This is a genomic window from Flavobacterium sp. H4147, from assembly GCF_029360735.1.
In the GTDB taxonomy this organism is placed as follows: domain Bacteria; phylum Bacteroidota; class Bacteroidia; order Flavobacteriales; family Flavobacteriaceae; genus Flavobacterium; species Flavobacterium endoglycinae.
This window is the reverse complement of the sequence record NZ_JARKNB010000002.1, coordinates 1246183-1270952: the sequence shown is the minus strand read 5'-3', so window position 1 is coordinate 1270952 and position 24770 is coordinate 1246183. Positions and strand designations below refer to the sequence as shown.

Annotated in this window: 21 protein-coding genes and 1 pseudogene; 3 read left to right on the top strand and 19 right to left on the bottom strand. The window is 33.8% G+C overall.

The annotated features are described in order from the left end of the window. The first annotated feature begins 235 nt into the window (after window positions 1-235). Complete coding sequence (locus tag P2W75_RS13400) at window positions 236-1198, top strand: Gfo/Idh/MocA family protein (RefSeq protein WP_276380836.1); 963 nt, start codon at window positions 236-238, stop codon at window positions 1196-1198. Between the two features lie 2 nt (window positions 1199-1200). Here P2W75_RS13400 and P2W75_RS13395 read toward each other — a convergent pair whose 3' ends face one another. Continuing rightward, window positions 1201-1737, bottom strand: a complete 537-nt coding sequence (locus tag P2W75_RS13395; protein ID WP_276380835.1) for a hypothetical protein — start codon at window positions 1735-1737, stop codon at window positions 1201-1203. A 178-nt stretch (window positions 1738-1915) separates the two neighbouring features. Here P2W75_RS13395 and P2W75_RS13390 point away from each other — a divergent pair, with 178 nt between their 5' ends. Then, on the top strand, window positions 1916-3451 hold the full coding sequence (locus tag P2W75_RS13390; protein ID WP_276380834.1) for a YifB family Mg chelatase-like AAA ATPase: 1536 nt from the start codon (window positions 1916-1918) through the stop codon (window positions 3449-3451). A 90-nt stretch (window positions 3452-3541) separates the two neighbouring features. On the opposite strand, the gene abc-f is transcribed toward P2W75_RS13390, so the two are convergent. The 17 genes and pseudogenes from abc-f to gltB form a co-directional block, all read right to left on the bottom strand. Then, entirely contained in the window at window positions 3542-5128 is a 1587-nt protein-coding gene (gene abc-f, locus P2W75_RS13385) for a ribosomal protection-like ABC-F family protein (RefSeq protein WP_276380833.1), read from the bottom strand. 153 nt (window positions 5129-5281) lie between these two features. Beyond that, window positions 5282-5650 (bottom strand): nuclear transport factor 2 family protein, encoded by a 369-nt coding sequence (locus tag P2W75_RS13380; RefSeq protein ID WP_276380832.1) that lies wholly within the window; start codon window positions 5648-5650, stop codon window positions 5282-5284. A 107-nt stretch (window positions 5651-5757) separates the two neighbouring features. Further along, complete coding sequence (locus P2W75_RS13375) at window positions 5758-6630, bottom strand: alpha/beta hydrolase (protein ID WP_276380831.1); 873 nt, start codon at window positions 6628-6630, stop codon at window positions 5758-5760. A gap of 91 nt (window positions 6631-6721) precedes the next feature. Beyond that, window positions 6722-7225, bottom strand: a complete 504-nt coding sequence (locus P2W75_RS13370) for an SRPBCC domain-containing protein (RefSeq protein ID WP_276380830.1) — start codon at window positions 7223-7225, stop codon at window positions 6722-6724. 56 nt (window positions 7226-7281) lie between these two features. Next, window positions 7282-7782: an SRPBCC domain-containing protein gene (locus P2W75_RS13365; RefSeq protein WP_207297253.1), complete on the bottom strand. Its 501-nt coding sequence runs from the start codon at window positions 7780-7782 to the stop codon at window positions 7282-7284. Next, complete coding sequence (locus P2W75_RS13360; RefSeq protein ID WP_207297252.1) at window positions 7772-8098, bottom strand: helix-turn-helix transcriptional regulator; 327 nt, start codon at window positions 8096-8098, stop codon at window positions 7772-7774. The genes P2W75_RS13365 and P2W75_RS13360 overlap by 11 nt, the downstream gene beginning before the upstream one ends. A 150-nt stretch (window positions 8099-8248) precedes the next feature. Next, window positions 8249-9436, bottom strand: a complete 1188-nt coding sequence (locus P2W75_RS13355; protein ID WP_276380829.1) for a hypothetical protein — start codon at window positions 9434-9436, stop codon at window positions 8249-8251. Between the two features lie 236 nt (window positions 9437-9672). Beyond that, window positions 9673-10038: a hypothetical protein gene (locus P2W75_RS13350; RefSeq protein ID WP_276380828.1), complete on the bottom strand. Its 366-nt coding sequence runs from the start codon at window positions 10036-10038 to the stop codon at window positions 9673-9675. Window positions 10039-10154: 116 nt separating this feature from the next. Then, a pseudogene (locus P2W75_RS13345) lies at window positions 10155-10360 on the bottom strand (M949_RS01915 family surface polysaccharide biosynthesis protein); the annotation flags it as partial. A 76-nt stretch (window positions 10361-10436) separates the two neighbouring features. Next, the gene (locus tag P2W75_RS13340) at window positions 10437-10994 is read right to left on the bottom strand and encodes a hypothetical protein (RefSeq protein WP_276380826.1); all 558 of its coding nucleotides are present in this window, start codon (window positions 10992-10994) and stop codon (window positions 10437-10439) included. A gap of 145 nt (window positions 10995-11139) precedes the next feature. Beyond that, window positions 11140-11502: a hypothetical protein gene (locus tag P2W75_RS13335; RefSeq protein ID WP_276380825.1), complete on the bottom strand. Its 363-nt coding sequence runs from the start codon at window positions 11500-11502 to the stop codon at window positions 11140-11142. 269 nt (window positions 11503-11771) lie between these two features. Further along, the gene (locus P2W75_RS13330) at window positions 11772-12224 is read right to left on the bottom strand and encodes a hypothetical protein (RefSeq protein WP_276380824.1); all 453 of its coding nucleotides are present in this window, start codon (window positions 12222-12224) and stop codon (window positions 11772-11774) included. Window positions 12225-12361: 137 nt separating this feature from the next. Beyond that, complete coding sequence (locus P2W75_RS13325; protein WP_276380823.1) at window positions 12362-13174, bottom strand: hypothetical protein; 813 nt, start codon at window positions 13172-13174, stop codon at window positions 12362-12364. A 216-nt stretch (window positions 13175-13390) separates the two neighbouring features. Beyond that, window positions 13391-14053, bottom strand: coding sequence for a pentapeptide repeat-containing protein (locus P2W75_RS13320; RefSeq protein WP_276380822.1), 663 nt, complete (start codon window positions 14051-14053; stop codon window positions 13391-13393). Window positions 14054-14314: 261 nt separating this feature from the next. Next, on the bottom strand, window positions 14315-15538 hold the full coding sequence (gene lysA, locus P2W75_RS13315) for a diaminopimelate decarboxylase (RefSeq protein WP_177210495.1): 1224 nt from the start codon (window positions 15536-15538) through the stop codon (window positions 14315-14317). A 482-nt stretch (window positions 15539-16020) separates the two neighbouring features. Then, window positions 16021-17475, bottom strand: coding sequence for a glutamate synthase subunit beta (locus P2W75_RS13310; protein ID WP_276380821.1), 1455 nt, complete (start codon window positions 17473-17475; stop codon window positions 16021-16023). A 131-nt stretch (window positions 17476-17606) separates the two neighbouring features. Then, the gene (gene gltB / locus P2W75_RS13305) at window positions 17607-22124 is read right to left on the bottom strand and encodes a glutamate synthase large subunit (RefSeq protein ID WP_276380820.1); all 4518 of its coding nucleotides are present in this window, start codon (window positions 22122-22124) and stop codon (window positions 17607-17609) included. 415 nt (window positions 22125-22539) lie between these two features. Here gltB and sucC point away from each other — a divergent pair, with 415 nt between their 5' ends. After that, entirely contained in the window at window positions 22540-23733 is a 1194-nt protein-coding gene (sucC, locus tag P2W75_RS13300) for an ADP-forming succinate--CoA ligase subunit beta (protein ID WP_066035083.1), read from the top strand. 208 nt (window positions 23734-23941) lie between these two features. Here the strand turns inward: sucC and P2W75_RS13295 are convergent, their stop codons facing one another. Next, window positions 23942-24739: a DUF5694 domain-containing protein gene (locus P2W75_RS13295; protein ID WP_276380819.1), complete on the bottom strand. Its 798-nt coding sequence runs from the start codon at window positions 24737-24739 to the stop codon at window positions 23942-23944. Between the last annotated feature and the right edge of the window lie 31 nt (window positions 24740-24770).

Genomic DNA, 24770 nt, shown 5'->3' with positions numbered 1-24770 from the left:
TTGTTAATTTTAAAATTTGACCCCTTAAAATTTGCATGAATTTCTTAAAACAAACTTAAAATTTACATTTTAGCAGCGATTTTTTTTCTATTGTTTTTAAATCGGTTATTTTTCTTAATTTTTTGATACGTTTTTTTGAGTTAAAGTTGAAGTTTAATGCTTAAAAACATCTAATAGTTAAGTTTGATGAAGTATATTTGATGTTTTTAACAAATTTTGTAATTAAAATTTAAGAATGAAAAATCATAAGATTAAATGGGGAATTGTCGGCCTCGGAAATATTGCACATCAATTCGCAGCAGACCTATTATTAATTGAAGATGCACAATTAATTGCTGTGGCCTCGAGAGACCTTTCTAAAGCCAAAGAATTTGCAGAAAAATACAAAGCCCCTAAAGCTTACGAATCTTATGATTTACTTTTTAATGATCCTGAAGTTGATATTGTGTACATTGCAACGCCTCATAATTCACATGCCGAATTATCGATAAAGGCACTGGAAAATAATAAGCATGTTTTATGTGAAAAACCAATGGCATTATCTTATAAAGATGCTGAACGCACGATAGAAGTTTCTAAAAAACACAATAGCTTTTTTATGGAAGCATTCTGGACACGTTTTATTCCATCTGTTCAAGATGTTTTACAGAAAATAAATGATGGTAATATTGGAAAGGTAAATTACATTAAAGCCGATTTTGCCTTCTACGGAAGTGAAACCGAACACAAACGTCTTTTCGATAAGGAATTAGGAGGAGGAGCGCTGTTTGATATTGGAGTCTACCCGTTGTTTTTGTCTTATTTATTACTTGGAAAACCCAATGAGGTTCTAGCAAAAGCAATAAAACATGCCAACGATATTGATTTACAGACTTCGATGATACTTCAATACGAATCGGCGCAGGCGATTTTGCATGCGTCTATTGTTTCTGATTCTGATATGAAAGCTATAATCTCAGGAACATTGGGAAGAATAGAATTAAATGCTCCGTGGTTTGTAGCTGATGGTTATTCTTTATTTAAAAACGAAGAAAAAGAAGCTGTTTTTACTTTGCCAACTTTAGGAAAAGGATATTCACATGAAATTATTGAATGCCATACCTGTATTCGAAACAATCAAATTGAAAGTAAACTTTGGTCGCATCAAAATAGTTTGGATTTAAGCAGAATAGTTGAGGAAGTTAGAATTAGATCATAAAGTTATTTTCTCAAACTTAATCTGAGCGCCTTCGCAATTCTTGGACGATTATATCTTTGAAGGAAAATTGGATAAAGATTAAGAAGTAGATTTAATACTAATAATGATAACGATTTGACAAATCCAAATTCTATTACCACGAAAACATTAAATCCTAATACTATAATTAAAATTATAAGATGATCCAGTTCTGATTTTTTGGTTTGATAATATAGTTTCTGTAAAGATTTTGTGTTTTTTTCGATTGGAAAAGTTTTTCGGATTACTTTTTCCCAGCCTACTAAAACTAATAGTTTTCTGAAAAGATTTACTCCCAGATTCTCGTAAACCTTTCCTCTTTTTTCCCAAGTTTTTTCATCGTAATATGGAGAAGCAAGCGGACTTTTTAATGCATCCGTAAAGTAAGTTACAAAAAGCATCAGCAAAAAGTTTAAAGCCCAGGCAAATGAAAACTTATCTATTTTAATATAATATACTAAAGCAAACGTAGATCCAATGGTGGCTGTGGCGATAAGAATTAGAAGTAAAGTTTTTTTCATTAATTGTGTTTTTGGTTGTTGTTAGAATTATTTTATAAACATAAATAAAATAATGAAATCGTTTGTAGAAATTTAAGATTAGAATTTTATTCAATTATAAAAAGTAATAAAATATTTACAAATATTTTTTCTCATTCTTATTTAATTAGATATTTTTACCTTTTATAAGAATTTATTTATGTTAGTAAAAATTTACGGAAGTGCCGTTTTTGGAGTTGAAGCCACAACTATTACAATCGAAGTGCACATGGATAAAGGGATTGGTTATCATTTAGTTGGACTTCCGGATAATGCCATAAAAGAAAGCAGTTATCGAATCGCAGCCGCTTTAAAAAACAACGGATTAAGTTTTCCGGGAAAAAAAATCACGATAAATATGGCTCCTGCTGATCTAAGAAAAGAAGGTTCTGCTTATGATTTGCCACTTGCTATGGGGATTTTGGTTGGTTCAGATCAAATTAAAGCGCCTGAAATCGAACAATATATAATTATGGGAGAACTTTCGCTTGACGGAAGTTTACAGCCTATTCGAGGTGCTTTGCCTATTGCCATAAAAGCAAAAGAAGAAGGATATAAAGGTTTTTTTCTGCCTGTTCAAAATGTAAAAGAAGCCGCAATTGTATCAGATTTAGATGTATATGGCGTTTCTAATCTTCAGGAAATAATTGATTTCTTCAATGGAAAGGGCACTCTTGAACCTACCGTTATCGATACTCGCGCCGAATTTTACAAAACATTAGATTTTCCAGAATTTGACTTTTCAGATGTCCGCGGACAAGAAAGCATCAAACGTTGTATGGAAATTGCAGCAGCAGGTGGACATAACATCATTTTAATAGGTCCGCCGGGAGCAGGAAAAACCATGCTTGCAAAACGTGTCCCGAGTATTTTACCGCCTATGACCTTGCGTGAAGCACTCGAAACAACAAAAATTCATAGTGTGGCAGGAAAGCTGAAAGAAGTAGGTTTGATGAATCAGCGTCCGTTTAGAAGTCCGCATCATACTATTTCGAATGTTGCGCTTGTGGGTGGCGGAAGTTATCCACAGCCAGGTGAAATTTCAATGGCACATAATGGTGTTTTGTTTTTAGATGAATTGCCTGAGTTTAAAAGAGATGTTCTTGAAGTAATGCGTCAGCCGTTGGAAGATCGTGAAGTTACGATTTCAAGAGCGAAATTTACAGTTACGTATCCATCGTCATTTATGTTGGTGGCTAGTATGAATCCAAGTCCGAGTGGTTTTTTTAACGATCCGAGTATGCCGAATACTTCCTCTCCGCATGAAATGCAGCGTTACATGAGTAAGATTTCAGGTCCGCTTTTAGATCGAATCGATATTCATATTGAAGTAACACCAGTTCCTTTCGAAAAGTTAGCTGATGACCGCAAAGCCGAAAGTAGTGTTGAAATCCGAAAACGTGTAACGGCCGCCAGAGAAATTCAAACCAAACGTTTTGAAGGAATCGAAAACATACATTATAACGCACAAATGAGCAGTAAACTAATTCGTGAGTTTTGTGTTTTGGATGAACAATCAAAAGAACTTCTGAAAAATGCCATGGAACGCTTGAATCTTTCTGCGAGAGCTTATGACAGAATATTGAAAGTGGCACGCACAATCGCTGATTTAGATCATTCTGAAAATGTGGTTTCGTATCATATTTCTGAAGCTATTCAATACAGAAGTCTGGATCGAGAAGGATGGCTGGGATAAGGTTTTGTTTAAGATTTTGTTTTAGGTTTCAAGTTTCAAGTTAATTAAGCTTATAACTCAAAAAAATAACGTGAAACTTGAAACTTAAAACTAAACCTGTATAAACTCCTCGATTCCTATTTCTTCTAAAAACAAATCATCATGCGAAACTACAATTAAAGTTCCCTGATATTCGTTGATTGCGGCTGTTAGGATTTCGATATTCTGAATATCAAGATTGTTTGTTGGTTCGTCTAAAATAATGATATCCGGCGCTTTTGTATTAATGGTTAAGCAGCAAAGCAATAAACGCATTTTTTCGCCTCCACTTAAAGCAATGCATGGTTTGTCCCAATCATTTTGAGAGAATAGAAATTTATTCAGTTTCATTTTTAAGGTATGTTCTTCTAAACCTGAATCGTTAAATTTTTGAACCTGCTCGTAAACCTTCAATTCGTTTTCGATTAAGGAATAATCTTGATCGATATAAATTATTTTGGCTTCTGATTTAGAAATTGTTCCCATTTTGGGTTCAATTTCTCCAGTTATCATTTTGATTAAAGTTGTTTTTCCGGAACCATTTAACCCTTTTATCGCAATTCTTTCACCGCTTGTAATTTGAATATCAAGTGGTTTTTTCCATAATAATTGATCTTTAAAATTATGGTTGATATTTTTGGCCGTGAAAAGGATTTTACCTTTGTGAAGATCCGTTTTTTCGAAACCAAATTTCATTTTGTCAATTTCTGGCAAAGCCGAACGAAGATCTTGTAAATCTTTAGCAATACCACCTATTTTTTCTGCATGAACCCCTTTTGTTTTTGCGGTACTGTTTTCGGCATTATTTCGCAGCGTATTCATCATAATGCGCGAAACTCCTGCTTTCTTTTGTTTTTTCTCGCCTCGTGAATCTAGTTTGTTCTGGCGTTCAAGCGTTTCACGCTCTTTTTCTTTGGCTTTACGAAGTGCTTTTTCTTTACTTTGAATATCGTGGCTTAAAGCATTATTTTCGATTTGCTTTTGTTCTGTATAAAAATCATAATTTCCGCCATAAACATTGATTCCGTGTTTCGTAAGCTCAAAAACGGAAGGTAATAAATTCAGCAATTTTCGATCATGACTCACTATTAGTAAGGTACTTGAAGTGCTTTTAATAAAATCATATAATAGTTTTCGGCCTGCAGTATCTAAATGATTACTCGGTTCATCTAATAAAACAAGTTCAGGTTGATGAATCGAAATTCCGGCCAGAAAAACTTTTGTTTTTTGTCCGCCGCTAAGCGTTTCCAGTTTTTGATCGAGTTGTAAATTATCAAGCTGCCAATAGTGTAAAGCTTCATTACAGCGATCTTCGATTGTCCAGTCGTCGTTTAGCAGGTTGAGGTTTTCTTCGGAAACATTTCCAATTAGAATTTCCTGAAAGGCATTTAGTTTTTCTTCGGCATTTAATGCCTGAGCAATTGTTAAATGATTAAACTGTCCGAAAATCTGCGGAATGTAATAAGGCACGGCATCGGTTTTTATAAGACCCTCTGAAGTCTGTAATTCTCCAGCGATAATTTTTAATAAAGTTGATTTTCCAACACCGTTATTGCCAATTAAGGCAATTTTATCCTGATTGTTGATTGTAAAAGTGATTGCATCAAACAAAAGTTCTTTGTTCGCATGCGCGTATGAGATATTCTGTAAAATAACCATAATTTCTTTCTTAAAGGAATAAACAAATATGCAAGCCGATTTTCAGCTTACCTTAAAATTGTCCGAAAGAAATTTTTATTCACATAGAGATTGTGCGGTTTATTTAATGATGCAAAGATATAAAAATATTTTTTGATGAATCAGAAATGTCGATTATTCAAATTTTAAATTAGCATTTTTCGACATTAAATAGGAGGTAAGTTTTTTAATTTTTCCGTTTTCCATTTCAAAAACATCGCAGAAAACAGCATCAAGTTTGCCTCCGTTTGTCATATTTCCCTGAACAGCTCCTTCAGCAATTACGGTATTGTTTTCTTCAATCAATTTAAAAATCTGAATGGTTGGACTTCCCACAAAGTTTTCATTTTCAATTTCTTTATCAAATTCTTCTTTGCCTACATGCTGATAAATTCCAGGCATTTCCCAAATAATATCATCGGTCAAACAATCTAAAATTCTTTTATGGTCGCTTACTCTAAAAGCTTCCATATATTCGTTTACGATTTGTTTATTTGGTGTCATATTTTAAAATATTTTAGATTCCTAAGAATAGTTATTGAATCTTTTTTATATAAAATTTGAAGTAAAAGGAAATAATAAATTTACATTTTTTTGAAAATATGAAAAAATTATTTATTCTCTGGTTGCGGATAAAAGAATTTAAAAGAATTTGAAACGGCTTGATGCAAAGCTGATCCATGGTTTTCATTCGGAAAATAGTCGAAATAAACTTTGATATTTTTGCTTTTAGACGCTTGTACTTTTTCAGCTAATAAATTTGCATCAACTTCCATTACTCTAGGAATTTCGGTTGGCGTTAAACCTTCTTTGCCAACTGCGATATATACTTCTGTAGGCTGTTTAAAATTTTCCTGCAGAATTGCTGCATCTAAGTTGAGTATAGAACCATTATCCCACCAAATACTTGGACTTACAATCACATATTTATTAAAAAGAGAAGGCTTTTTAAGTAAAATTTCTGAACCCAACAATCCACCAAGAGACTGTCCGATAAGCATTTTAGATTCGGTTGTTTTGTATTTTTTCTCAATGAAAGGCTGTAATTCTTTTTCGATAAAGGAGATAAATCTATCAGAATGTCCGGTGGTTGGAAAACGGGTTTTGTCCTTTTCAAGCGTAGTAGGGAAGGTAAAGTCTCTTTTTCTGTCGACAGTTGCTATTCCTACCACAATTGATTTTGGAACTTGATTGATCCATTCGAAACTATTAAACTGAACCAATCCAGCAATATGAATAAAATCTTCATCGGCAGAACCGTCTAGTAAATAAATAACAGGATATTTTACAGCATCTGCTGGATTATAACCTTCAGGAAGATAAATGTTTAGGATTCTGTTTTCGCCCAATTCTTTGGACTGAATTTCATCGATTATACCTAAAACAAAAGGTTTTGTGGTTTCGGTTGTTTTAGATTTTTTGTTTTGACTGAAAGCTGTAATCGAAATTAAAAATAAGAAAGCCAGGGCAAAAAGACGATTCATTTTAATAGAATAAAAGTGATTATTAAACGAAAATACGAATTTAATACTAGTTCACTTTGCTTTTTTGCCTTGGCTTTTATCTGGTACTGCACTATTTTGTTTGTTTGGCAAAAATAGCGTCCAAACCTTCCATTGCAATTGTGAAACCTTCTTTGAATCCCATTTGAATAATCATTTCAAGATCAGAAAGTTTTTCATGTTTGATAACTATATCAACAAAAGTTGAATCGTCTTTTTCTGAGAAAGTAATATCCCAGTCAGAACGCGGAAATTCTTCGTTTAAATTTCCGTCGCTGTCGGAAAAAGCATCCAGCCATTTGATATTTGTTTTTGGGTTTATCGAAGTATAATCGGCAATTGCCCAATGTTCTTCACCTTCAGGTCCAACCATAGCGTAGAGCCTTCTTCCGCCTTCTTTAAATTCTATGCTTTTAGTTTTTGATTTCCACGGAGCAGGTGCCCACCATTGATCGAGAATTTCTGCTTCTGTCCATGCCGACCAAACATTGGATAATGACGCGTTGAATTCGCGTTTCACATTTACGGTCTTATTTTCCTTATCAACAGTAAAATTCATTAACAAATTTGATTTCATTTTCGTTCGGTTTTATAGTCGTTAATAATTTATTTAATTATATGATAATGTGTGTTTTACTTTCTTGTTTCAAAGATTTTATCCAAACTTTCCATAGCAGCTGTAAATCCTTGTTTGAAGCCCATTTCGACTATTTTTTCTAATTCTTCCAAACTGTCTCTTGTAATCACAATATCGACAAAAGTTGAATCTCCTTGCTCAGAGAATGTGATATCCCAATAAGAACTTCCAAATTCTGAATTTGGATTTCCATCAGCGTCACAAAAAGTAGCAGCGTACTTGAAATTTGTTTTAGGTGAAATCGAAGAATAATCAAAAGTACTCCAGCGTTCAATGCCGTCAGGAGCAATCATGGCGTAAAGTCTTCTGCCGCCTTCCTTAAATTCCATACTTTTAGTTTTGGATTTCATAGGGGCCGGCGCCCACCATTGATCTAGGATTTCAGCTTCTGTCCAAGCCGACCATACATTAGACAATGACGCGTTGAATTCGCGTTTTACATTTACAGTTTTATTTTCCTTATCTATGGAAAAATTCATTAATAGGTTAGATTTCATTTTCTTTAGATTTTAAATTCAATAATACTTGGTCTAATTGACTAAATCGGCTTTCCCATATTTTCTTGAATTGTTCCAGCCAATGATCTATTTCTTTCATTTTATCGATTTTTAGTTGATAATAAATTTCTCTTCCTACTTTTTTTTCTTGTAGTAAATCACATTCACTTAGTATTTTAATGTGTTTAGAAACCGCTTGTCTGGTGGTTTGAAATTGTTCTGCAATTGCATTTGGAGTTAATGCACTTGAAGAAATCAATACCAGAATTGCTCTGCGGGTCGGATCGGCAATAGCCTGAAAAATATCTCGTTTCATTTTAATAAAATAAATAAGCAACTAATCAGTTGCAAATATATGCAACTTTTTGGTTGCGCAAAATGTTTTTTCGATTTTTTTTATAATTTTGAGTGTTAAAAAAAAAGACGCATCTTTTGAATGCGTCTTTTTAAATGATTGTTTATGTGGTTACTGCCTTATTTTATTGCGAACAATAATGTCTTTCAGCTTGGCTTTTAGATCTTCACCAGTGTCGAAAACCATTTGCTCGTTATTCGGGAAAGGAACTGCTCGTTTGTTGAAATATCCAAGATAATTATCCTCACAGGCGTTTTTATCGCCTTTATACGTCGAATAAATGTTTTCAAAAACAAATTCGCTGCTTACCGGAAATGTCTGTACTAATTGATTTGTTCTTAAATCAATGTAATCAATTTTAGCAGTAACCTGACAAGATTTAAATTGTCTAAACTCGTACACATTCGCACGAAGTGTTCTATAATTATCAACTTTAATTTCTTTACCCAAACTGTCTTTTACAGGTCTGCCGCGGCTGTCAAGAAGTGTTTTAACACCATCTTTTATCTGCCTTTCTTTAATGAATTCCTTTTCTTTAATCTGTTCAGGAGATATTAAAATTTGTCTGAAATTGATAATCAAACTATAATCGTATGTAACGTTTTTTTGTCTGGCGTTGTGGTAAACCGTCCATTTATCATTTAATCCATACGTTTTAAAATCTAGTAAATCCTCCTGAAGCAGTTTTGGAATCACCATTTCAGTTTCATTTTTAGCATAAACATCTACAAAGTCAGTTCCTTTAAACTGCGCATCGTCCATTAATTTTTTGGTGTTTTTATACCCCGGATTTATACTTTCCAAATAGAAAAAATCGTCATATGCTTTTCTAAAATCCATTTTGTTTTTTGATTTTAAAAGGGCAGAGGCGTTTTCGTATAAATATTTCGAAAGTTCGTTTTTGCTGCTTACAATTTGATCCGAATAATTATCAAACGGGAAATAAGCATTTTTTCCTTGTTTTAATAACGGAAGCGGTAATAGAGGTCTAATTTTTTCCTGACGGCTATTTAGTTGTAAATAGGTATTATAAATACGTTCAGAATTGGCTGGATTACCTTCTTTAGCCATCATTTCAAGATTACGCAGATCGCGGTCTTTGGCTTTGGCAAATGCCTCTTCCAGTAAATATACATAATCTTGTTTTCCTTTAGAGTCTTTTTTGGTACGCAAAGCTTCAACTGCACGATTTATAGCACCATCATAATCACCATCGCTTAAAAGTGACTGCGTTGTTTTGACCCCGCATGACGAAAGGACCAAAAAGAATATAGAAAATAGTAAAGTAGTTTTTTGCATAGTAGTCACATTTGAAGGTGTAAATATATCTTTTTTAACTTTCAACAACTATGCCTTTTTTAAAATTATTTTTAGGAGCAGATGGTCTCATTTTTACAAGAACTGACTGTCCCGCTGTACGCTAAATCTTTTGTGGCTTCCAACTGTTCCGGAGATTGCCACAAAAGGATATCGCTTCCATCGGGGCTAGATAAGATCTTGTTATTTTCATAAGAAACTTATATTATGCAAAAGAATTATTCTGCAATCTTTTTATATTCCAGAGTTCCAAGTCCTGGTGTGCTTATAATTCGTTTTTGAGGATCGAAATATTCTATTTTGAATTTAATAGGCAATAAAACAGAAATAATAGTAAGTTCTGAATTATCTGGCGATAGTTTCCAAGATGCTTTATGTGATTCAGTACCAATAACACTTTCGAAATCACCATTTTGTTTAAAAACCTGAAAAACCTGATCTGTTTTAAAACGTTCTTGAATGCTTTTGTCTTTTCCGTTTTTGGTCCATTTTATAAGCTGCCATTTTCCAATCAACTCTTTAGAGGTCTGACCTGATACTGATAAACCAATTAAGAATACAAAACCTAAGATTAATTTTCTCATTTTTAGAAGTTTAGAATTTTAAATAAATATACTAAATTCTCCTAATTTGCGAGAAAAGTTTTAATTATGTTTTTTGATGAAAATACGAAATATAATTTTTATTTGTAGATGTCTAATTAATCCCAATTTTCCATCAAATATAGTTCCATAATTTCTGAGCAAATTCTTGAAAAGCTTTTGGGCTTTTTTTGAAATTTTCATCCATTTTATATTCGCCGCCTATGTATTGTTTTTTGCCATTATCATCAATTCCCACAGCTACTTTGCTTTCTCCGCGTATAGCGTACTTTTTATTTCCTTCGTACATAATTATTTTCATGTTGTACTTTCATGAAAAAAATTATAATCTTAAATATTATTATTTAAGTATTAGCTTTTTTATCGATACCGTTTAAGGTCTATTCTTGCTGAATCCACTCGTATTTTCCGTTCTTCAGGTAAATAATTCCGCCGCCGCAACTTTCATCGGCGTGAATAAAAATTCCGTCATTTGGCAGTTTTATTTTGTCTTCCTCTTTTACATCTTCTTCACCAATAATTTCGCCTTCATCGTTTACATTGTTGTAATATATTTCGTTTTTTGGTGCTTTTTCAAATATTCCAACCCAATCGATTTCATCAAAACCTTGTTTTAGAACGTCATTTCCCAAACCCAAATAATCAGTCTTTTTTCCGTTTCCATACGTAATTCGAAGGCCACTTTTACCGCTTAAAGTGCTTCGTACAATTTCGACGGTTTCATTTAATTTATCGCCATCGAGATCGCAGACTATTTTGTTGATTTTGTGTTTGGCTGATATTACAACAGTATCGTTTTTTTGAGCTTCTGGTTCGGATTTTTCGGAAACTTCAATAGTATCTTTTGAAACGATTTGAGGTTTTTCGGTTTCAAGATTGGTTTCTTTTTTACAGGAAACGGCTAATAAAGAGAGAAGAAGTACAATTCTAATTTTCATATTATATTCTATTTTGGCTTAGAAAAATTCAGCGCAAATATAAAAAAATACGTACGAAAATATATGATTTTCTAACGTAATGAGCAGCGTTCTATCAATCGCTTAATAAAAATTGCCTCCAGTTAAAGCTGAAGGCAATTCAAAATTATTTTTTTCTAATTTTAATCTGATACACAATTTCCCAAAAAATAATAGAGAAAATTGCATTGGCAAATATTACCGTTTTAACCTGATACGGATCGTAATCGATAACCAAATGTAAGTTGGTAAATTTTAAAGCCAGAAACAATGCCAAAGCTGCGATTCCAATAGCAAAAAGTATATTTAAAAGAGGTTTCCATTTTAGGCCTAAAAAAGCATAAATAAGATTTAAAACGGCAAAACCACAACCTAAAGTGATGTAAGGATCTGTTTTTAATTTTCCACCTAATGATAAAATAAACTGCGTTAGGGTTAGATATAGAAAGAATAAAATGGAGTAAAACAGAATTCGTATTTGTAGTTTCATTTTTGTGTTTTTTACTTTTAAAATGATAAAGCTTTTTCGTTTATTTGTACTTTACCAAATAAGATATTTAAAAGATAAAATTATGGAAAATTTAATTAATGATTTTGAGTTCGGACTATTTATTTGGCAGATTGTAATTCTGGGCTTTGGTTTGTTTTTACTGTATCTATTATATTTATTAGTCAAGTTTTTACGAAAAAATGCATAATCATTATTAAAGAATACTACGAATAATAAAAATTCCCGCTTCAATAAAGAAACGGGATTTTTTATTCTAGAATCGCTTCAATTTTAGTTTCTGATTTTTCTCTTAACGGACTATCGGGCTGTAAACTCCAAATAACCAGAAATTTTCCTTTTGCGATATATTCTTCTGGATGTTCTGCTGTTGGCTGACCGTCTTTTCCCCATAATAATCCTTGCAGAAAACGTTCGCCTTTAAAAACGTGATCAAATTCAAAATACATAATAGAACCGCGATCTGCTTTGCTTTTAAAACTTTGAATCGCTTTACTTTTTACAGTTCCTACAATGTTGTTGTAGGTTTCGATATCATTATAAAAAGTGCAGGCTTGCGGCGTAATGCAAATATTTCCGTCGCTTACCATATAACCGCCTTTTGGAATTTCTTTTGGTTTTAGTTTTAAATCAGCAATGGTTTGGCTGAATAAATTGGTTGTAAATAGTAGGAGTAGGGTTGATAGGGTAATTGTAATTTTCATGGATTTGAGATTTGGGTTTGTGTAGCTAAAGTAGTTTTTTTTATTTGAGTTTTTTAGAACCAAAATAGAATTACAAAAAAAGCACAATATCAAGTGAAATTGTGCTTGTGTATTATATTAATGAAAAATGTTTTTGCTTAAATTATTATCTGACCTTTTGTGTCATAACTAAAAGTCCAAGTGCTTGTATTTCTGGAACTCAATTCGTCATTCATATATTGCAATACAGTGACTTTTCTAAAGTTGTTTTTTGAAATTGAGCGATAGAAAAAATCATCTAATAATTGTAATTTTTTAAAAGGATTCTCGGAGTTGTCATAATCTTCAAAAGTTCGTATGATTTTTTCACCTTTATTTACGCCATTATGCTGTTCAAAATATTCAGATTTTGTCAAATTACCGTTGGAGTCGTAATCAAAATTTTCTTCATACGTCAAAATGTAATCATTAGGATCAGCAGCATTGTATGGAATATTTGGGAAAGTTGTAATGATCTTTACAATTCTGTTTTGACTGTAGGTGTAAATCAGTTTTTTTAGTTTGTAAGTACTCACTAAACTAGGAACCTCTTTTGTTTGAATTTGATTTGAAGAGTTTAAAGTCACTATTTTTGTTTCTTTTGGAACAGTAAAAGTAGGCGAAGTAGAAAAGTTCTCAATAACTACCGTATTGTTTTGATAAGTGAGCGAAGTATAAACTTCATTGGTATAAAATCCGCTGTAACCAGTTGAAGCTGACATATAAATATATCCGCCTGTTTTTTTTGTAAGCCTTTGTTTAGAGTCATATTCAAAGGTTGTTTTTAATCCATTGGAAACGCTAGAATTATATGTATTGGCATTTATTTCTTTTATTAATATACTGGTTTCAGTATTGTTTTCTGATAATGAATCGTCATTAGAACAAGAAATTAGTAAAAGGGCAATAAATAGAAATTTAGCGAGTTTCATTGATTTATTTTTTATAAAGCGAAAGTAAGTTTTTTATTTGAGTTTTTTGAATGAAACAAAAATACGGTTTTTCTTATGTAAATAAATACGAAGTTCAACTTTCTTAGAATGTTAGCGCGGATTTGTAATCCGTGCCCATAAAGAGAATCAATGAAGAAGAATGTGCTCATCTATGCGGGCACGGATTACAAATCCGCGCTATCGGGTTATCGGAATTTATTCATTTTCCATATTATTGATTTCAATTAATCCAGTTACATCCAAACAATTTTCAAAAATGGAATTTATCTCTTCCGTTAACCTACTCACTTTAAAGCCTCTAATTAATGAATTTGAAATTACGAAACCATTAAAGTCACAGTCAATAAATTTACAAGCAAATAGGTAGGTATTTTTCCATTGTGCAGAATTAAATTTACAATTTATGAATTTACACCTCCTAAATCCGTATTCATTATGCCCTCCACTAAACTTAGAGTTACTAAAATCACAATTTTCAAAAGTTGTATCTGTTGCACTTAATATAAACTTTGAATTTAAAAACAACGAATTTTTTATTATTGATTTACTGATATGGCTAGATCTATCGAACTTAAAATCGTTGCAAATCAAATTGATTATTTCACTATCACTAATAGATATAGAGCCATTTCCAAATGAAAGGTCAATGTTTTTCAAATTTGCAGAAATAATATTCGGAAATTTCCAAAAGGGTTCTCCACACCCAAGTTTATCAATTCCTCTTAAGTCAATATCGTTTAAAAGATTAATATCCATTTTCCAATCTATTAAAACAGGAAAAGAATTAATAAAATCATGAGACTTCCATCTATCTTTTAAATACTTTTTTGTTTCATTCTTCACTTTATGCAATTTCATACTAACGTTTGTATTTTTATTAGAAAGATTTTTTAGTCTTTTTCAACTTTTTAAAAATTGAGTTATAATTTGATTCTAACTTTTTTAATTATTGTTTTTTTGATTATGTGTGAATGCAAAAATAATAAATTGTAGTATTAATCTGTATTTTTTTGTTGATGAAAAATAATTCAATTTTGAATTGAATTTAAAAACGGCAACAAAAAAATCCCGCCTCAATTAAGAAACGGGACTTCGGTGATATTCTCTTTTTTTCTATTGTTAAACCGTAGCAGCAATTTCTTGTGGCAACGGAATTTGATTTTTAAGTAAATCTTCAAATGTTTCAGCTTGGCGAATCAAGATTCCTTGTCCGTTCATCCAAAGCACTTCTGCTGGTTTGTATCTTGAGTTGTAGTTTGAAGACATTGAGAAACAATATGCTCCAGCGTTTCTGAACTCTAGAATATCTCCTTCTGTGATTTCCGCGATTCTACGGTTGTTTGCAAAAGTATCGGTTTCGCAAATGTATCCTACAACAGAGTAAAAACGCTCTTTTCCTTTTGGATTCGAAATGTTTTCGATATGGTGTGAAGATCCGTAAAACATTGGACGGATTAAGTGGTTGAAACCACTATCGATTCCTGCAAATACGGTAGAAGTGGTTTGTTTTACTACGTTTACTTTTACTAAGAAATGACCTGCTTCGCTCACCAAGAATTTTCCAGGTTCGAAAATCAATGTCAAATCTCTTCCATATTCAGAACAGAAAGCGTTGAATCTTTTAGATAATTTTTTACCTAATTCTTCAATATCGGTTTCGATATCGTCTTTTTTGTAAGGTACTTTGAATCCGCTTCCGAAATCTAAAAATTGTAAATCTTTGAAATGTTTCGCTGTATCAAACAAGATTTCAGCTGCATACAAGAACACTTCGATATCTAAAATATCAGATCCTGTGTGCATGTGAATACCCACAATGCTCATTTTTGTGTTCTCCACAATTCGCAAAATATGCGGAATTTGGTGAACAGAGATTCCGAATTTACTATCGATATGTCCAACAGAAATATTTGCATTTCCACCCGCCATTACGTGCGGATTGATACGAATACATACCGGAATATGTGGATGTTTTGTTCCGAATTGCTCCAGAATAGATAAATTGTCGATATTGATTTGTACACCCATTGCAGCAACTTCTTCGATTTCTTCTAAAGAAACTCCGTTTGGTGTAAAGAAAATTCTTTCGGGTTCATAGCCAGCATGAAGTCCTAATAAAACTTCCTGGATAGATACAGTGTCTAATCCAGACCCCATGTTCTTTAATAACTGTAGAATCGCAACGTTAGACAATGCCTTCATGGCGTAATTAACTCTTAAGTTTTCTACCTTAGAGAAAGCTTTAGTTAATCTGTTGTACTGAGATTGGATTTTTTCAGCATCGTAAACATACAATGGACTTCCAAATTGGTCTGCTAACTGCAGTAAATCTTTTGCTTGCATTTTTAAACTTATTTTGAGCAAAGTTATTACTCTTTTGTGTATCAGCAAATAATTTACAGAAAAATAACAAATTATAACAAATTGTTTTATTTTAAACAAAAAGTTGTTGTATTTGGAGTTTTGTAACCTTTTTTAAGATGCTAAGGTTCTAAGGTGCTAAGATACTAAGTTTTTTTCGCCACGAATTCACGAATTTTTCTAATTCCTACGTTACGCTGAAAATTATCCTTTGCTTTAATCTCACGAATTATACTTAAAATATAGCCAATGGCTTTGGCTATTGTTGCGCAAAGTAGAAAAAAGAAAAATTCGTGAATTCGTGGCGGAAAAAAAAACAAAAAAACAAAACCCCTGAAAGGAAATTCAGGGGTTTGTCAAATAGTATGTGTTGTTGTTTTTATAGTTTTAATTTTTAGTTCTATAGATTAGGCATACAAGAAACCTTAGTCCCTTAGAATCTTAGCATCTCAGAACCTTAAAAATTACAAGCTTGGAAGATCTCCTTTTCCTTTAGTAGGCAAGTTTGTAGATCCCATTAGGAATAAATCTACTTCTCTTGCAGCTTCGCGACCTTCTGAAATAGCCCATACAATTAATGATTGTCCTCTTCTCATATCACCTGCTGTGAAAATGTGAGGAACGTTTGTCTGATAGTTGTGTGCTTTATAGTTGCTTCTCACATCAGTTTCGATACCTAACTGCTCGCTTAATGTTTTCTCTGGACCTGTAAATCCAAGAGCCAATAAAGCCAAGTCGCAAGGCCAGATTTTCTCAGAACCTTCTTTTTCAATTAGTTCTGGTCTTTGACCTGGAGTCATTTTCCATTGTACTTCAACCGTTTTCAATCCAGTTAATTCCCCTTTTTCGTTAGAGATGAATTCTTTCGTATTGATTAACCAGTTTCTATCGCAACCTTCTTCGTGAGAAGAAGATGTTTTTAACTGTAACGGCCAGAAAGGCCATGGAGTTGTTTCGCTTCTTCCAACTGGAGGTTTTGGTAAAATCTCAAAGTTAGTTACCGATTTAGCTCCGTGTCTGTTAGAAGTTCCAATACAGTCAGAACCTGTATCTCCACCACCAATAACGATTACATCTTTTCCAGTTGCTTTAACTTGGTCTGGAATTGATTCTCCGTATAAAACTTTAGTTTGCTGTGTCAAGAAATCCATTGCTTGAACAACGCCTTTGCTTTCGATTCCTTTAGTTGGCAAGCTTCTTCTTTCAGTTGCTCCTCCACATAAAACGATAGAATCAAATGCGTTTAATTCTTCAACGCTGAAGTTTACACCAACATTTACATTTGTTTTGAAAGTGATTCCTTCTGCCTCAAGAATAGCTACACGACGGTCGATAATTCCTTTTTCTAATTTGAAGTTTGGAATTCCGTAACGTAATAAACCTCCAATTGCGTTGTCTCTTTCAAAAACAGTAACCGTGTGGCCCGCTCTGTTTAATTGCTGAGCAGCTGCTAGACCCGCAGGTCCCGAACCAATAACGGCAACTGTTTTTCCAGTTCTAGATTTTGGTGGCTGTGGTTTAATCCATCCTTCAGCAAAACCTCTTTCTACGATGCTTTTTTCGATGTTTTCGATAGAAACTGGATCTTTGATGATTCCTAATACACATGATTTCTCACATGGAGCAGGGCATAAACGACCTGTAAATTCTGGAAAATTGTTTGTAGACTGCAAAATCTCTAATGCGCTCTGCCATTCTTCCTGATGCACCATGTCGTTGAAGTCAGGAATTAAATTTCCTAACGGACATCCACTGTGGCAAAAAGGAATACCACAGTCCATACATCTTGATCCTTGTTCTTTTAATTTATCTTTTGGTACCGGAATAGTAAATTCGTTGTAGTTGGAAACACGTTCTGCAACTGCTAAATTACTTTCGTCGGCTCTATTGTATTCTTTAAATCCGCCTATTTTACCCATGACTTTCTTAAATTAAATTCCAATTTCTTTAAATTTCCAAATTCTAACCCTTCGACTCCGCTCAGGAAGACATTTTCATTGACATTGATATTGCCATTGGAATTTGGAATTCTATTTTTTGAAATTGATTTTTATCCCGCTATTAATTCTTCTATTTGTTTTTCTTCCGCAATTCGTTTTAATGCTTTTTTGTAATCTGTCGGCATTACTTTTACGAAGTGCTTTTGTTGATTTTCCCAGTCTGCTAAAATTCTTTTTGCTAATGGACTGCTGGTGTACAATGAATGATTTTTGATCAGTTTTCTTAGTTTAGTAAGATCTTCTTCTTCCATTGGATCGAATGCAACCATTTCCATGTTACATACTGTCGAATCGAATTTTTTGTTTGGATCGTAAATGTAAGCTACACCACCGCTCATACCAGCAGCGAAGTTTCTTCCAGTTTTTCCTAAAACTACTACTGTACCACCTGTCATGTACTCGCATCCGTGATCTCCAATTCCTTCTACAACTGCTGTTGCTCCAGAGTTTCTCACACAGAAACGTTCTCCTGCGATACCATTAATATAAGCCTCTCCGGTAATAGCTCCGTAAAGGGCAACGTTTCCAATAATGATGTTGTCTTCAGGATTGAAAGTCGCAGTAGGAGGTACTTTTACAATTAGTTTTCCTCCAGAAAGACCTTTTCCTAAGTAATCATTACAGTTTCCGTGAATTTTAAATGACAATCCGTTTGTTGCAAATGCACCAAAACTTTGTCCGGCAGAACCTTCAAAATCAACTAAAATAGTGTCAGCAGGTAATCCTTGTGCGCCATAAATTTTTGAGATTTCGTTACTCAAAATCGCACCTACAGAACGGTCTGTATTTTTAATTTTGAAGGTAACTCTCGTTTTCTCTTTTCTATAGATAGATGGAATAGCTTCTTTGATGATGTCGAAATCCAATACGTTTTCAAGAGCGTGGTCTTGAGTTGTTGTATTATGATTTGGAACTGTTTTCGCTTTTTCCGGTTTGTATAAAATAGTCGATAAGTCTAAACCATTCGCTTTATAATGTTTGATGGCTTTGTCTACGTTTAATTTTTGAGACTGACCTACCATTTCTTTTAAAGTTCTGAAACCTAATTGAGCCATGATCTCTCTTAACTCTTCCGCAATGAAATACATGAAGTTGATTACGTGCTCTGGAGTTCCCTTGAAATTTTTTCTCAATTCAGGATCCTGAGTTGCAATACCAACTGGACAAGTATTTAAGTGGCAAGCTCTCATCATGATACATCCAGAAGCTACAAGCGGAGCAGTCGCGAAACCGAATTCTTCAGCACCTAATAAAGCGGCAATCGCAACGTCACGTCCTGTTTTCAATTGTCCGTCACATTCTAAAACTACACGGCTTCTTAAGTCATTCAAGATAAGTGTTTGCTGTGCTTCAGCTAAACCAAGTTCCCATGGAATACCTGTGTGTTGTAATGAAGTTAATGGTGCAGCACCTGTTCCTCCATCATAACCAGAGATCAAGATCACGTCAGCTTTTGCTTTGGCAACACCGGCAGCGATTGTTCCAACTCCAACTTCAGAAACTAGTTTTACGTTGATACGAGCTTCACGGTTTGCATTTTTCAAATCATAAATCAACTGGGATAAATCCTCAATAGAGTAAATGTCGTGGTGAGGCGGAGGCGAAATCAAACCTACGTAAGGAGTAGAGTTTCTAGTTTCGGCAATCCAAGGCACTACTTTTTCTCCAGGCAGCTGTCCACCTTCTCCAGGTTTTGCTCCTTGAGCCATTTTGATTTGGATTTCTCTAGCGTTTGTCAAATAGTTGATCGAAACACCAAAACGTCCTGAAGCTACTTGTTTGATGGCAGAGTTTCTAGAATCTCCGTTAATTTCTTTCTGGAAACGTTTTGGATCTTCTCCACCTTCTCCAGAGTTACTTTTTCCGCCAATTCTGTTCATTGCAATGGCTAAGTTCTCGTGAGCTTCCTGGCTGATAGAACCATAAGACATTGCTCCAGTTTTGAATTTCTTAACGATTTCTGTCCAAGGTTCTACTTCATCAATAGAAATTGGATCTAAATTGTTGAATTCAAATAAACCTCTAATAGTCATCAAATTTGAGCTTTGCTCGTTTACCGCATTAGCATATTCTTTATAGCTTTCTGGGCTGTTTAAACGAACTGCTTGCTGTAGTTTAGAAATCGTAGTTGGGTTAAACATGTGTTTTTCACCACCACGTCTCCATCTGTAAATACCTCCAATTTCAAGAGAAAGCAAGTTTGCAATTTTTGAATTTGGGAAAGCTTTTTGGAAACGTTTTTTCACTTCTTTTTCCACTTCCATTAAACCAATTCCTTCGATTCTAGAAGGTGTGTAAGGGAAATATTTAGAGGTAAATGTTTTGTTTAATCCTAAAATCTCGAAAATTTGAGCAGCTCTATACGAATGTAATGTAGAGATACCAATTTTGTTCATGATTTTTACGATTCCTTTTGCGATTGCTTTGTTGTAATTTACAACTGCGTAATCTGCTTTTACTTTTGTAATGAAACCTTTTTCGACTTGATCGTGAATGATTTCGTTTACCATGTAAGGATTGATCGCACTTGCGCCATATCCAAACAATAAAGCAAAATGGTGAGGTTCGCGTGGTTCAGCAGATTCGATGATGATTCCGAATTTAGAACGAACTTGTAAAATGTTTAATGAGTGGTGAATGTAAGAGCAAGCCAATAGCATTGGAATTGGAGCCAGTTCTTCGCTAACACCTCTATCCGATAAGATAATGATGTTGCATCCTTCATTAACCGCTTTAAAAGTCGCCTGAACACATTTTTCAAGAGCACGCTCTAAACCGTTAACTCCTTTTTCTATTTTATATAAAGTAGAAATGGTAGCCGATTTGAAATCTGCGTGATCGATATTTCTGATTTTATCCAAATCCTCATTAGAAATAACCGGATTTTGGATTTTTAATTTTTTACATTGTTTCGATTCAATTTCGAAAATATTGAAATCTCCTCCAATTGCTAAACTGATATCGGTAATGATTTCTTCACGAATACCATCCAATGGCGGGTTTGTAACCTGTGCAAACAATTGTTTGAAATAGTTGTATAACAATTGTGGCTGATCTGACAATACAGCTAACGGCGTGTCGTTACCCATGGAACTGATGGCTTCAGCTCCGTCGCTACCCATTGGGTTGATGATTGTTTTTAAATCTTCAATCGTATATCCAAACAAACGTTGTCTTGTTAAGAAATCTAATTTTTCAACAGGAGTAGGGTTGTTTGTGTAAGGAACTTTGGCTAATGGCAATAAGTTAGCATCAACCCATTCTTTATAAGGACGTTTTGTAACTATCGCTTTTTTAACTTCATCATCTTCAATGATACGGCCTTCGTTCATATCCACCAAGAACATTTTTCCTGGCTCTAAACGACCGTGCTGGATTACATCTTCTGGATCGATGTCTAATACACCAATTTCAGAAGACATAATTACGAATCCGCTTTTGGTTAAAGTATAACGAGAAGGACGAAGACCATTTCTGTCTAATAAAGCTCCAATTACGTTACCATCTGTAAACGGAATGGAAGCAGGACCATCCCAAGGCTCCATGATACAAGCGTTGTACTCATAGAAAGCTCTTTTCTCTTCAGACATGGTTTGGTGTTTTTCCCAAGCTTCAGGAACTACCATCATCATTGCTTCAGGAAGAGAACGGCCTGTCATTAATAAAAGTTCAATTACCATATCCATAGAAGCAGAATCTGATTTTCCTTCTAAGATAATTGGGAATAGTTTTTTGATATCATCGCCGAAAACTTTGCTCTGCATAAGCTCTTCACGAGCACGCATACGGCTTACGTTTCCACGAAGGGTATTGATCTCACCATTATGACACATGTATCTAAACGGCTGAGCTAAGTCCCAAGATGGGAATGTATTGGTAGAGAAACGTTGGTGTACAAGTGCAAGACGAGTTACCAAGTCTGGATCTTTCAAATCTACATAATAACGGCTGATGTCTTCCGGCATCAATAGACCTTTATATATTATAGTAGTGGTCGATAAGCTAGAGAAGTAAAACATGTGGCTTTCAGAAGTTTTAGATCCTCTTACGGCATGTTCAGCAATTTTTCTAGCTGCAAAAAGTTTTGCATTAAATTCTTGTTCAGTTAAATCTTGACCGTTTTTAGAAACGAAAACCTGTTTAACTGTTGGTTCTTTTTCTGCGGCGATTTCACCTAAATTTTCAACTTCAACTGGCACATCTCTCCAACCTAAAACTTTTAAGTTCTGGTCTTTAATAGTTGCTTCAAATGCATTGATGCAAAAAGAAACCTGGTTTTTGCTTTTTGGTAAAAAAACCATTCCTACTGCATACTCACGTGCTTCAGGGATTTCAAAGTCACAAACTTTCTTAAAAAAATCATGAGGAATGTCGAATAAAATTCCGGCTCCGTCTCCAGTTCTTCCATCAGAACTTACGGCACCACGATGTTCTAATTTAATTAAGATGTCTAATGCTTTGTGAATAATATCATTTGACTTAATACCATTCAAATTACAAATAAATCCTGCACCACAATTGTCGTGTTCAAATTCAGGCAGATAAAGCCCTTGTTCTTTAACTCTCATTCTTGATATTTTTTTTACAAAAATAAAGATTTCGTTAAACATAATGTATTGAATTTATGATTTTGCTTTCATTTTTGTTGTAATATTAGAAAAAGGGTTCTTATTTAGTAATATTGTTATATAAACCATTGCGAATTGATAAAATGATAATTCCCTTTAAAATATATTAAGAAAAATCGTCTGTTAGCTATTGATATCGTTGAAGTTTTTGTTAAATCTCAAACGTTTTAGCGGTTTTGTGTTAACTTTTTAGATACAATTGTTTAATGATAATTTTTCTTTCGATTTATTGAGATGTATAATGTGTAAAGGAGCCATTATTAATTTAAAAAAGATTTTACTATTAAGTTGAATTTTGCTACTTTTGTCGCACTTTTATTCTGAAATAAATTCAGAACCAGACAAATTCTATATTATGAACATACACGAATATCAAGGAAAAGAAATTTTAGCGAGTTACGGAGTACGCGTACAACGCGGAATCGTGGCTAATAATGCAGTTGAAGCTGTGGCCGCTGCAAAACAATTAACTGCCGAAACGGGAACAGGATGGCATGTAATTAAAGCACAAATTCACGCAGGTGGTCGTGGAAAAGGTGGTGGAGTGAAGCTGGCAAAAAACTTACAACAAGTTGAAGAGTTAGCAGAACAAATCATCGGAATGCAGTTAATTACACCTCAGACTCCGCCTGAAGGTAAAAAAGTTAACAAAGTATTAGTAGCTGAAGATGTTTACTATCCTGGAGAAAGCGAAACTTCTGAATTTTATGTTTCTGTTTTATTGAATAGAGGTACAGGACGCAACATGATTATGTATTCTACTGAAGGGGGTATGGATATCGAAGAAGTTGCTGAGCACACTCCACACTTAATCTTTACTGAAGAAATCGACCCTTCTGTTGGATTGCAAGGTTTCCAAGCTAGAAGAATTGCTTTTAACTTAGGACTTTCTGGAAATGCTTTCAAAGAAATGGTGAAATTCATCGATGCACTTTACAATGCTTACATTGGTTCTGATGCTTCTATGTTTGAAATCAACCCTGTATTAAAAACTTCTGACAACAAAATCTTAGCAGTTGATGCTAAAGTAAATATCGACGATAACGCTTTATACAGACAACCTAAATATGCTGAAATGAGAGATATCCGTGAGGAGAATCCAATCGAAGTTGAAGCTAAAGAAGTTGGTCTTAACTATGTTGACCTTGACGGTACTGTAGGATGTATGGTAAACGGAGCTGGTCTTGCAATGGCAACTATGGACTTAATTAAATACGCTGGTTTTGAGCCTGCTAACTTCCTTGACGTAGGAGGAACTGCTGATGCTAAGCGTGTTGAAACAGCTTTCAGAATTATCTTGAAAGATCCAAACGTAAAAGCTATCTTAATTAACATTTTTGGAGGTATCGTTCGTTGTGACCGTGTTGCTCAAGGTGTTGTTGATGCTTACAAAAACATGGGAGACGCTATTAAAGTGCCAATTATCGTTCGTCTGCAAGGAACAAATGCTGAAATTGCAAAAGAATTAATTGACAACTCTGGTATGCCAATCTTATCTGCAGTTCAATTCCAAGAAGCTGCTGACCAAGTTAAAGCTGCTCTTTCTTAATTAAAATAAGAAATCAATTTATATAGAAAATCCATTCCGTTTTGCGGAGTGGATTTTTTTTTAACCGCAAAGCACGCTAAGATTTTTTCAAGTATTGTGAATACAAACGCAAAGTTCGCAAAGCTATATGGATAAAGCTTTGCGAACTTTGCGTTTATGTAGATTATTATGTATAAAAAACCTTGCGTGCTTTACGGTTAAAAAACAATTATTTCAAGACAGTTGACAATTCTACAATTTCGAATGTTGGATCGTGTATTATAAATTCTCTAATGATGGAAGCATGACCAGCGCCAACTAAAATCATTATTTTATTATCTGTACTTTCCGTTAATTTCTGAATTAAAGAATACATGTATAAATTTCTTTTGTACCAATTTGCAACTAAGGATGGTCCTGTAAAATCGTCTGGATTTCCGGCTCTGTTTGCTATTTCCAAATACCATTGAAGATTTTCATTCTCGGCTTGTTTTGTATTGTAGTACAACATCATTTCTTGTAATGAGCTTTTGTTAATTTTCTCATTGTGATTTTTTTCGAAACTTTCGGTTGTCAGCTTATTTTTCGCTATTAAATCCTTCTGGTCTGCTTTTTCCATTGCTATCATTAAACTATCATATCGAAAAGGAGTGTAAAGATTCATTCCGTATAATTTTTTATGATTCAGTTTTTTAGCAGTACGTAGAGCTAGTTGTGCTATTTCGCTTTTGTTGGCTTTAAAAAGACTATCTGTGTTTTTGTTGTAAAACTTATCTAAATCAGCTTGTTTGCTAAATTCCCATTCTACAAATATTTTATCTGGACCAAATTTTTTGATTTTGTCACTCATTATTTCGAGTTCTTTTTGGCTCTTCTCAGACATGATATTAAAATTATTTAGTTTCGCAACGTCAAGACCTGGATTGGCATAATGAAAAGTTCCAACCAATAAAATTTGCTTTTTCTTAGTTTGAGAAGAAGCAACGTTAAATGTAATAAGAGCTAGTAATAAAATGATTTTTTGCATGATTTTCGTTTTTAAATTCATGGCAAATGTA

Coding starts and splice junctions, on each gene's coding strand:
- P2W75_RS13370 (WP_276380830.1), bottom strand. CDS start 7,225: ATGAAATCAAATTTGTTAATGAATTTTACTGTTGATAAGGAAAATAAG.
- P2W75_RS13355 (WP_276380829.1), bottom strand. CDS start 9,436: ATGCAAAAAACTACTTTACTATTTTCTATATTCTTTTTGGTCCTTTCG.
- P2W75_RS13400 (WP_276380836.1), top strand. CDS start 236: ATGAAAAATCATAAGATTAAATGGGGAATTGTCGGCCTCGGAAATATT.
- P2W75_RS13365 (WP_207297253.1), bottom strand. CDS start 7,782: ATGAAATCTAACCTATTAATGAATTTTTCCATAGATAAGGAAAATAAA.
- gltB (WP_276380820.1), bottom strand. CDS start 22,124: ATGAGAGTTAAAGAACAAGGGCTTTATCTGCCTGAATTTGAACACGAC.
- P2W75_RS13325 (WP_276380823.1), bottom strand. CDS start 13,174: ATGAAACTCGCTAAATTTCTATTTATTGCCCTTTTACTAATTTCTTGT.
- P2W75_RS13350 (WP_276380828.1), bottom strand. CDS start 10,038: ATGAGAAAATTAATCTTAGGTTTTGTATTCTTAATTGGTTTATCAGTA.
- P2W75_RS13375 (WP_276380831.1), bottom strand. CDS start 6,630: ATGAATCGTCTTTTTGCCCTGGCTTTCTTATTTTTAATTTCGATTACA.
- P2W75_RS13330 (WP_276380824.1), bottom strand. CDS start 12,224: ATGAAAATTACAATTACCCTATCAACCCTACTCCTACTATTTACAACC.
- P2W75_RS13380 (WP_276380832.1), bottom strand. CDS start 5,650: ATGACACCAAATAAACAAATCGTAAACGAATATATGGAAGCTTTTAGA.
- P2W75_RS13310 (WP_276380821.1), bottom strand. CDS start 17,475: ATGGGTAAAATAGGCGGATTTAAAGAATACAATAGAGCCGACGAAAGT.
- P2W75_RS13340 (WP_276380826.1), bottom strand. CDS start 10,994: ATGAAAATTAGAATTGTACTTCTTCTCTCTTTATTAGCCGTTTCCTGT.
- abc-f (WP_276380833.1), bottom strand. CDS start 5,128: ATGGTTATTTTACAGAATATCTCATACGCGCATGCGAACAAAGAACTT.
- lysA (WP_177210495.1), bottom strand. CDS start 15,538: ATGCAAGCAAAAGATTTACTGCAGTTAGCAGACCAATTTGGAAGTCCA.
- P2W75_RS13335 (WP_276380825.1), bottom strand. CDS start 11,502: ATGAAACTACAAATACGAATTCTGTTTTACTCCATTTTATTCTTTCTA.
- sucC (WP_066035083.1), top strand. CDS start 22,540: ATGAACATACACGAATATCAAGGAAAAGAAATTTTAGCGAGTTACGGA.
- P2W75_RS13295 (WP_276380819.1), bottom strand. CDS start 24,739: ATGCAAAAAATCATTTTATTACTAGCTCTTATTACATTTAACGTTGCT.
- P2W75_RS13360 (WP_207297252.1), bottom strand. CDS start 8,098: ATGAAACGAGATATTTTTCAGGCTATTGCCGATCCGACCCGCAGAGCA.
- P2W75_RS13395 (WP_276380835.1), bottom strand. CDS start 1,737: ATGAAAAAAACTTTACTTCTAATTCTTATCGCCACAGCCACCATTGGA.
- P2W75_RS13320 (WP_276380822.1), bottom strand. CDS start 14,053: ATGAAATTGCATAAAGTGAAGAATGAAACAAAAAAGTATTTAAAAGAT.
- P2W75_RS13390 (WP_276380834.1), top strand. CDS start 1,916: ATGTTAGTAAAAATTTACGGAAGTGCCGTTTTTGGAGTTGAAGCCACA.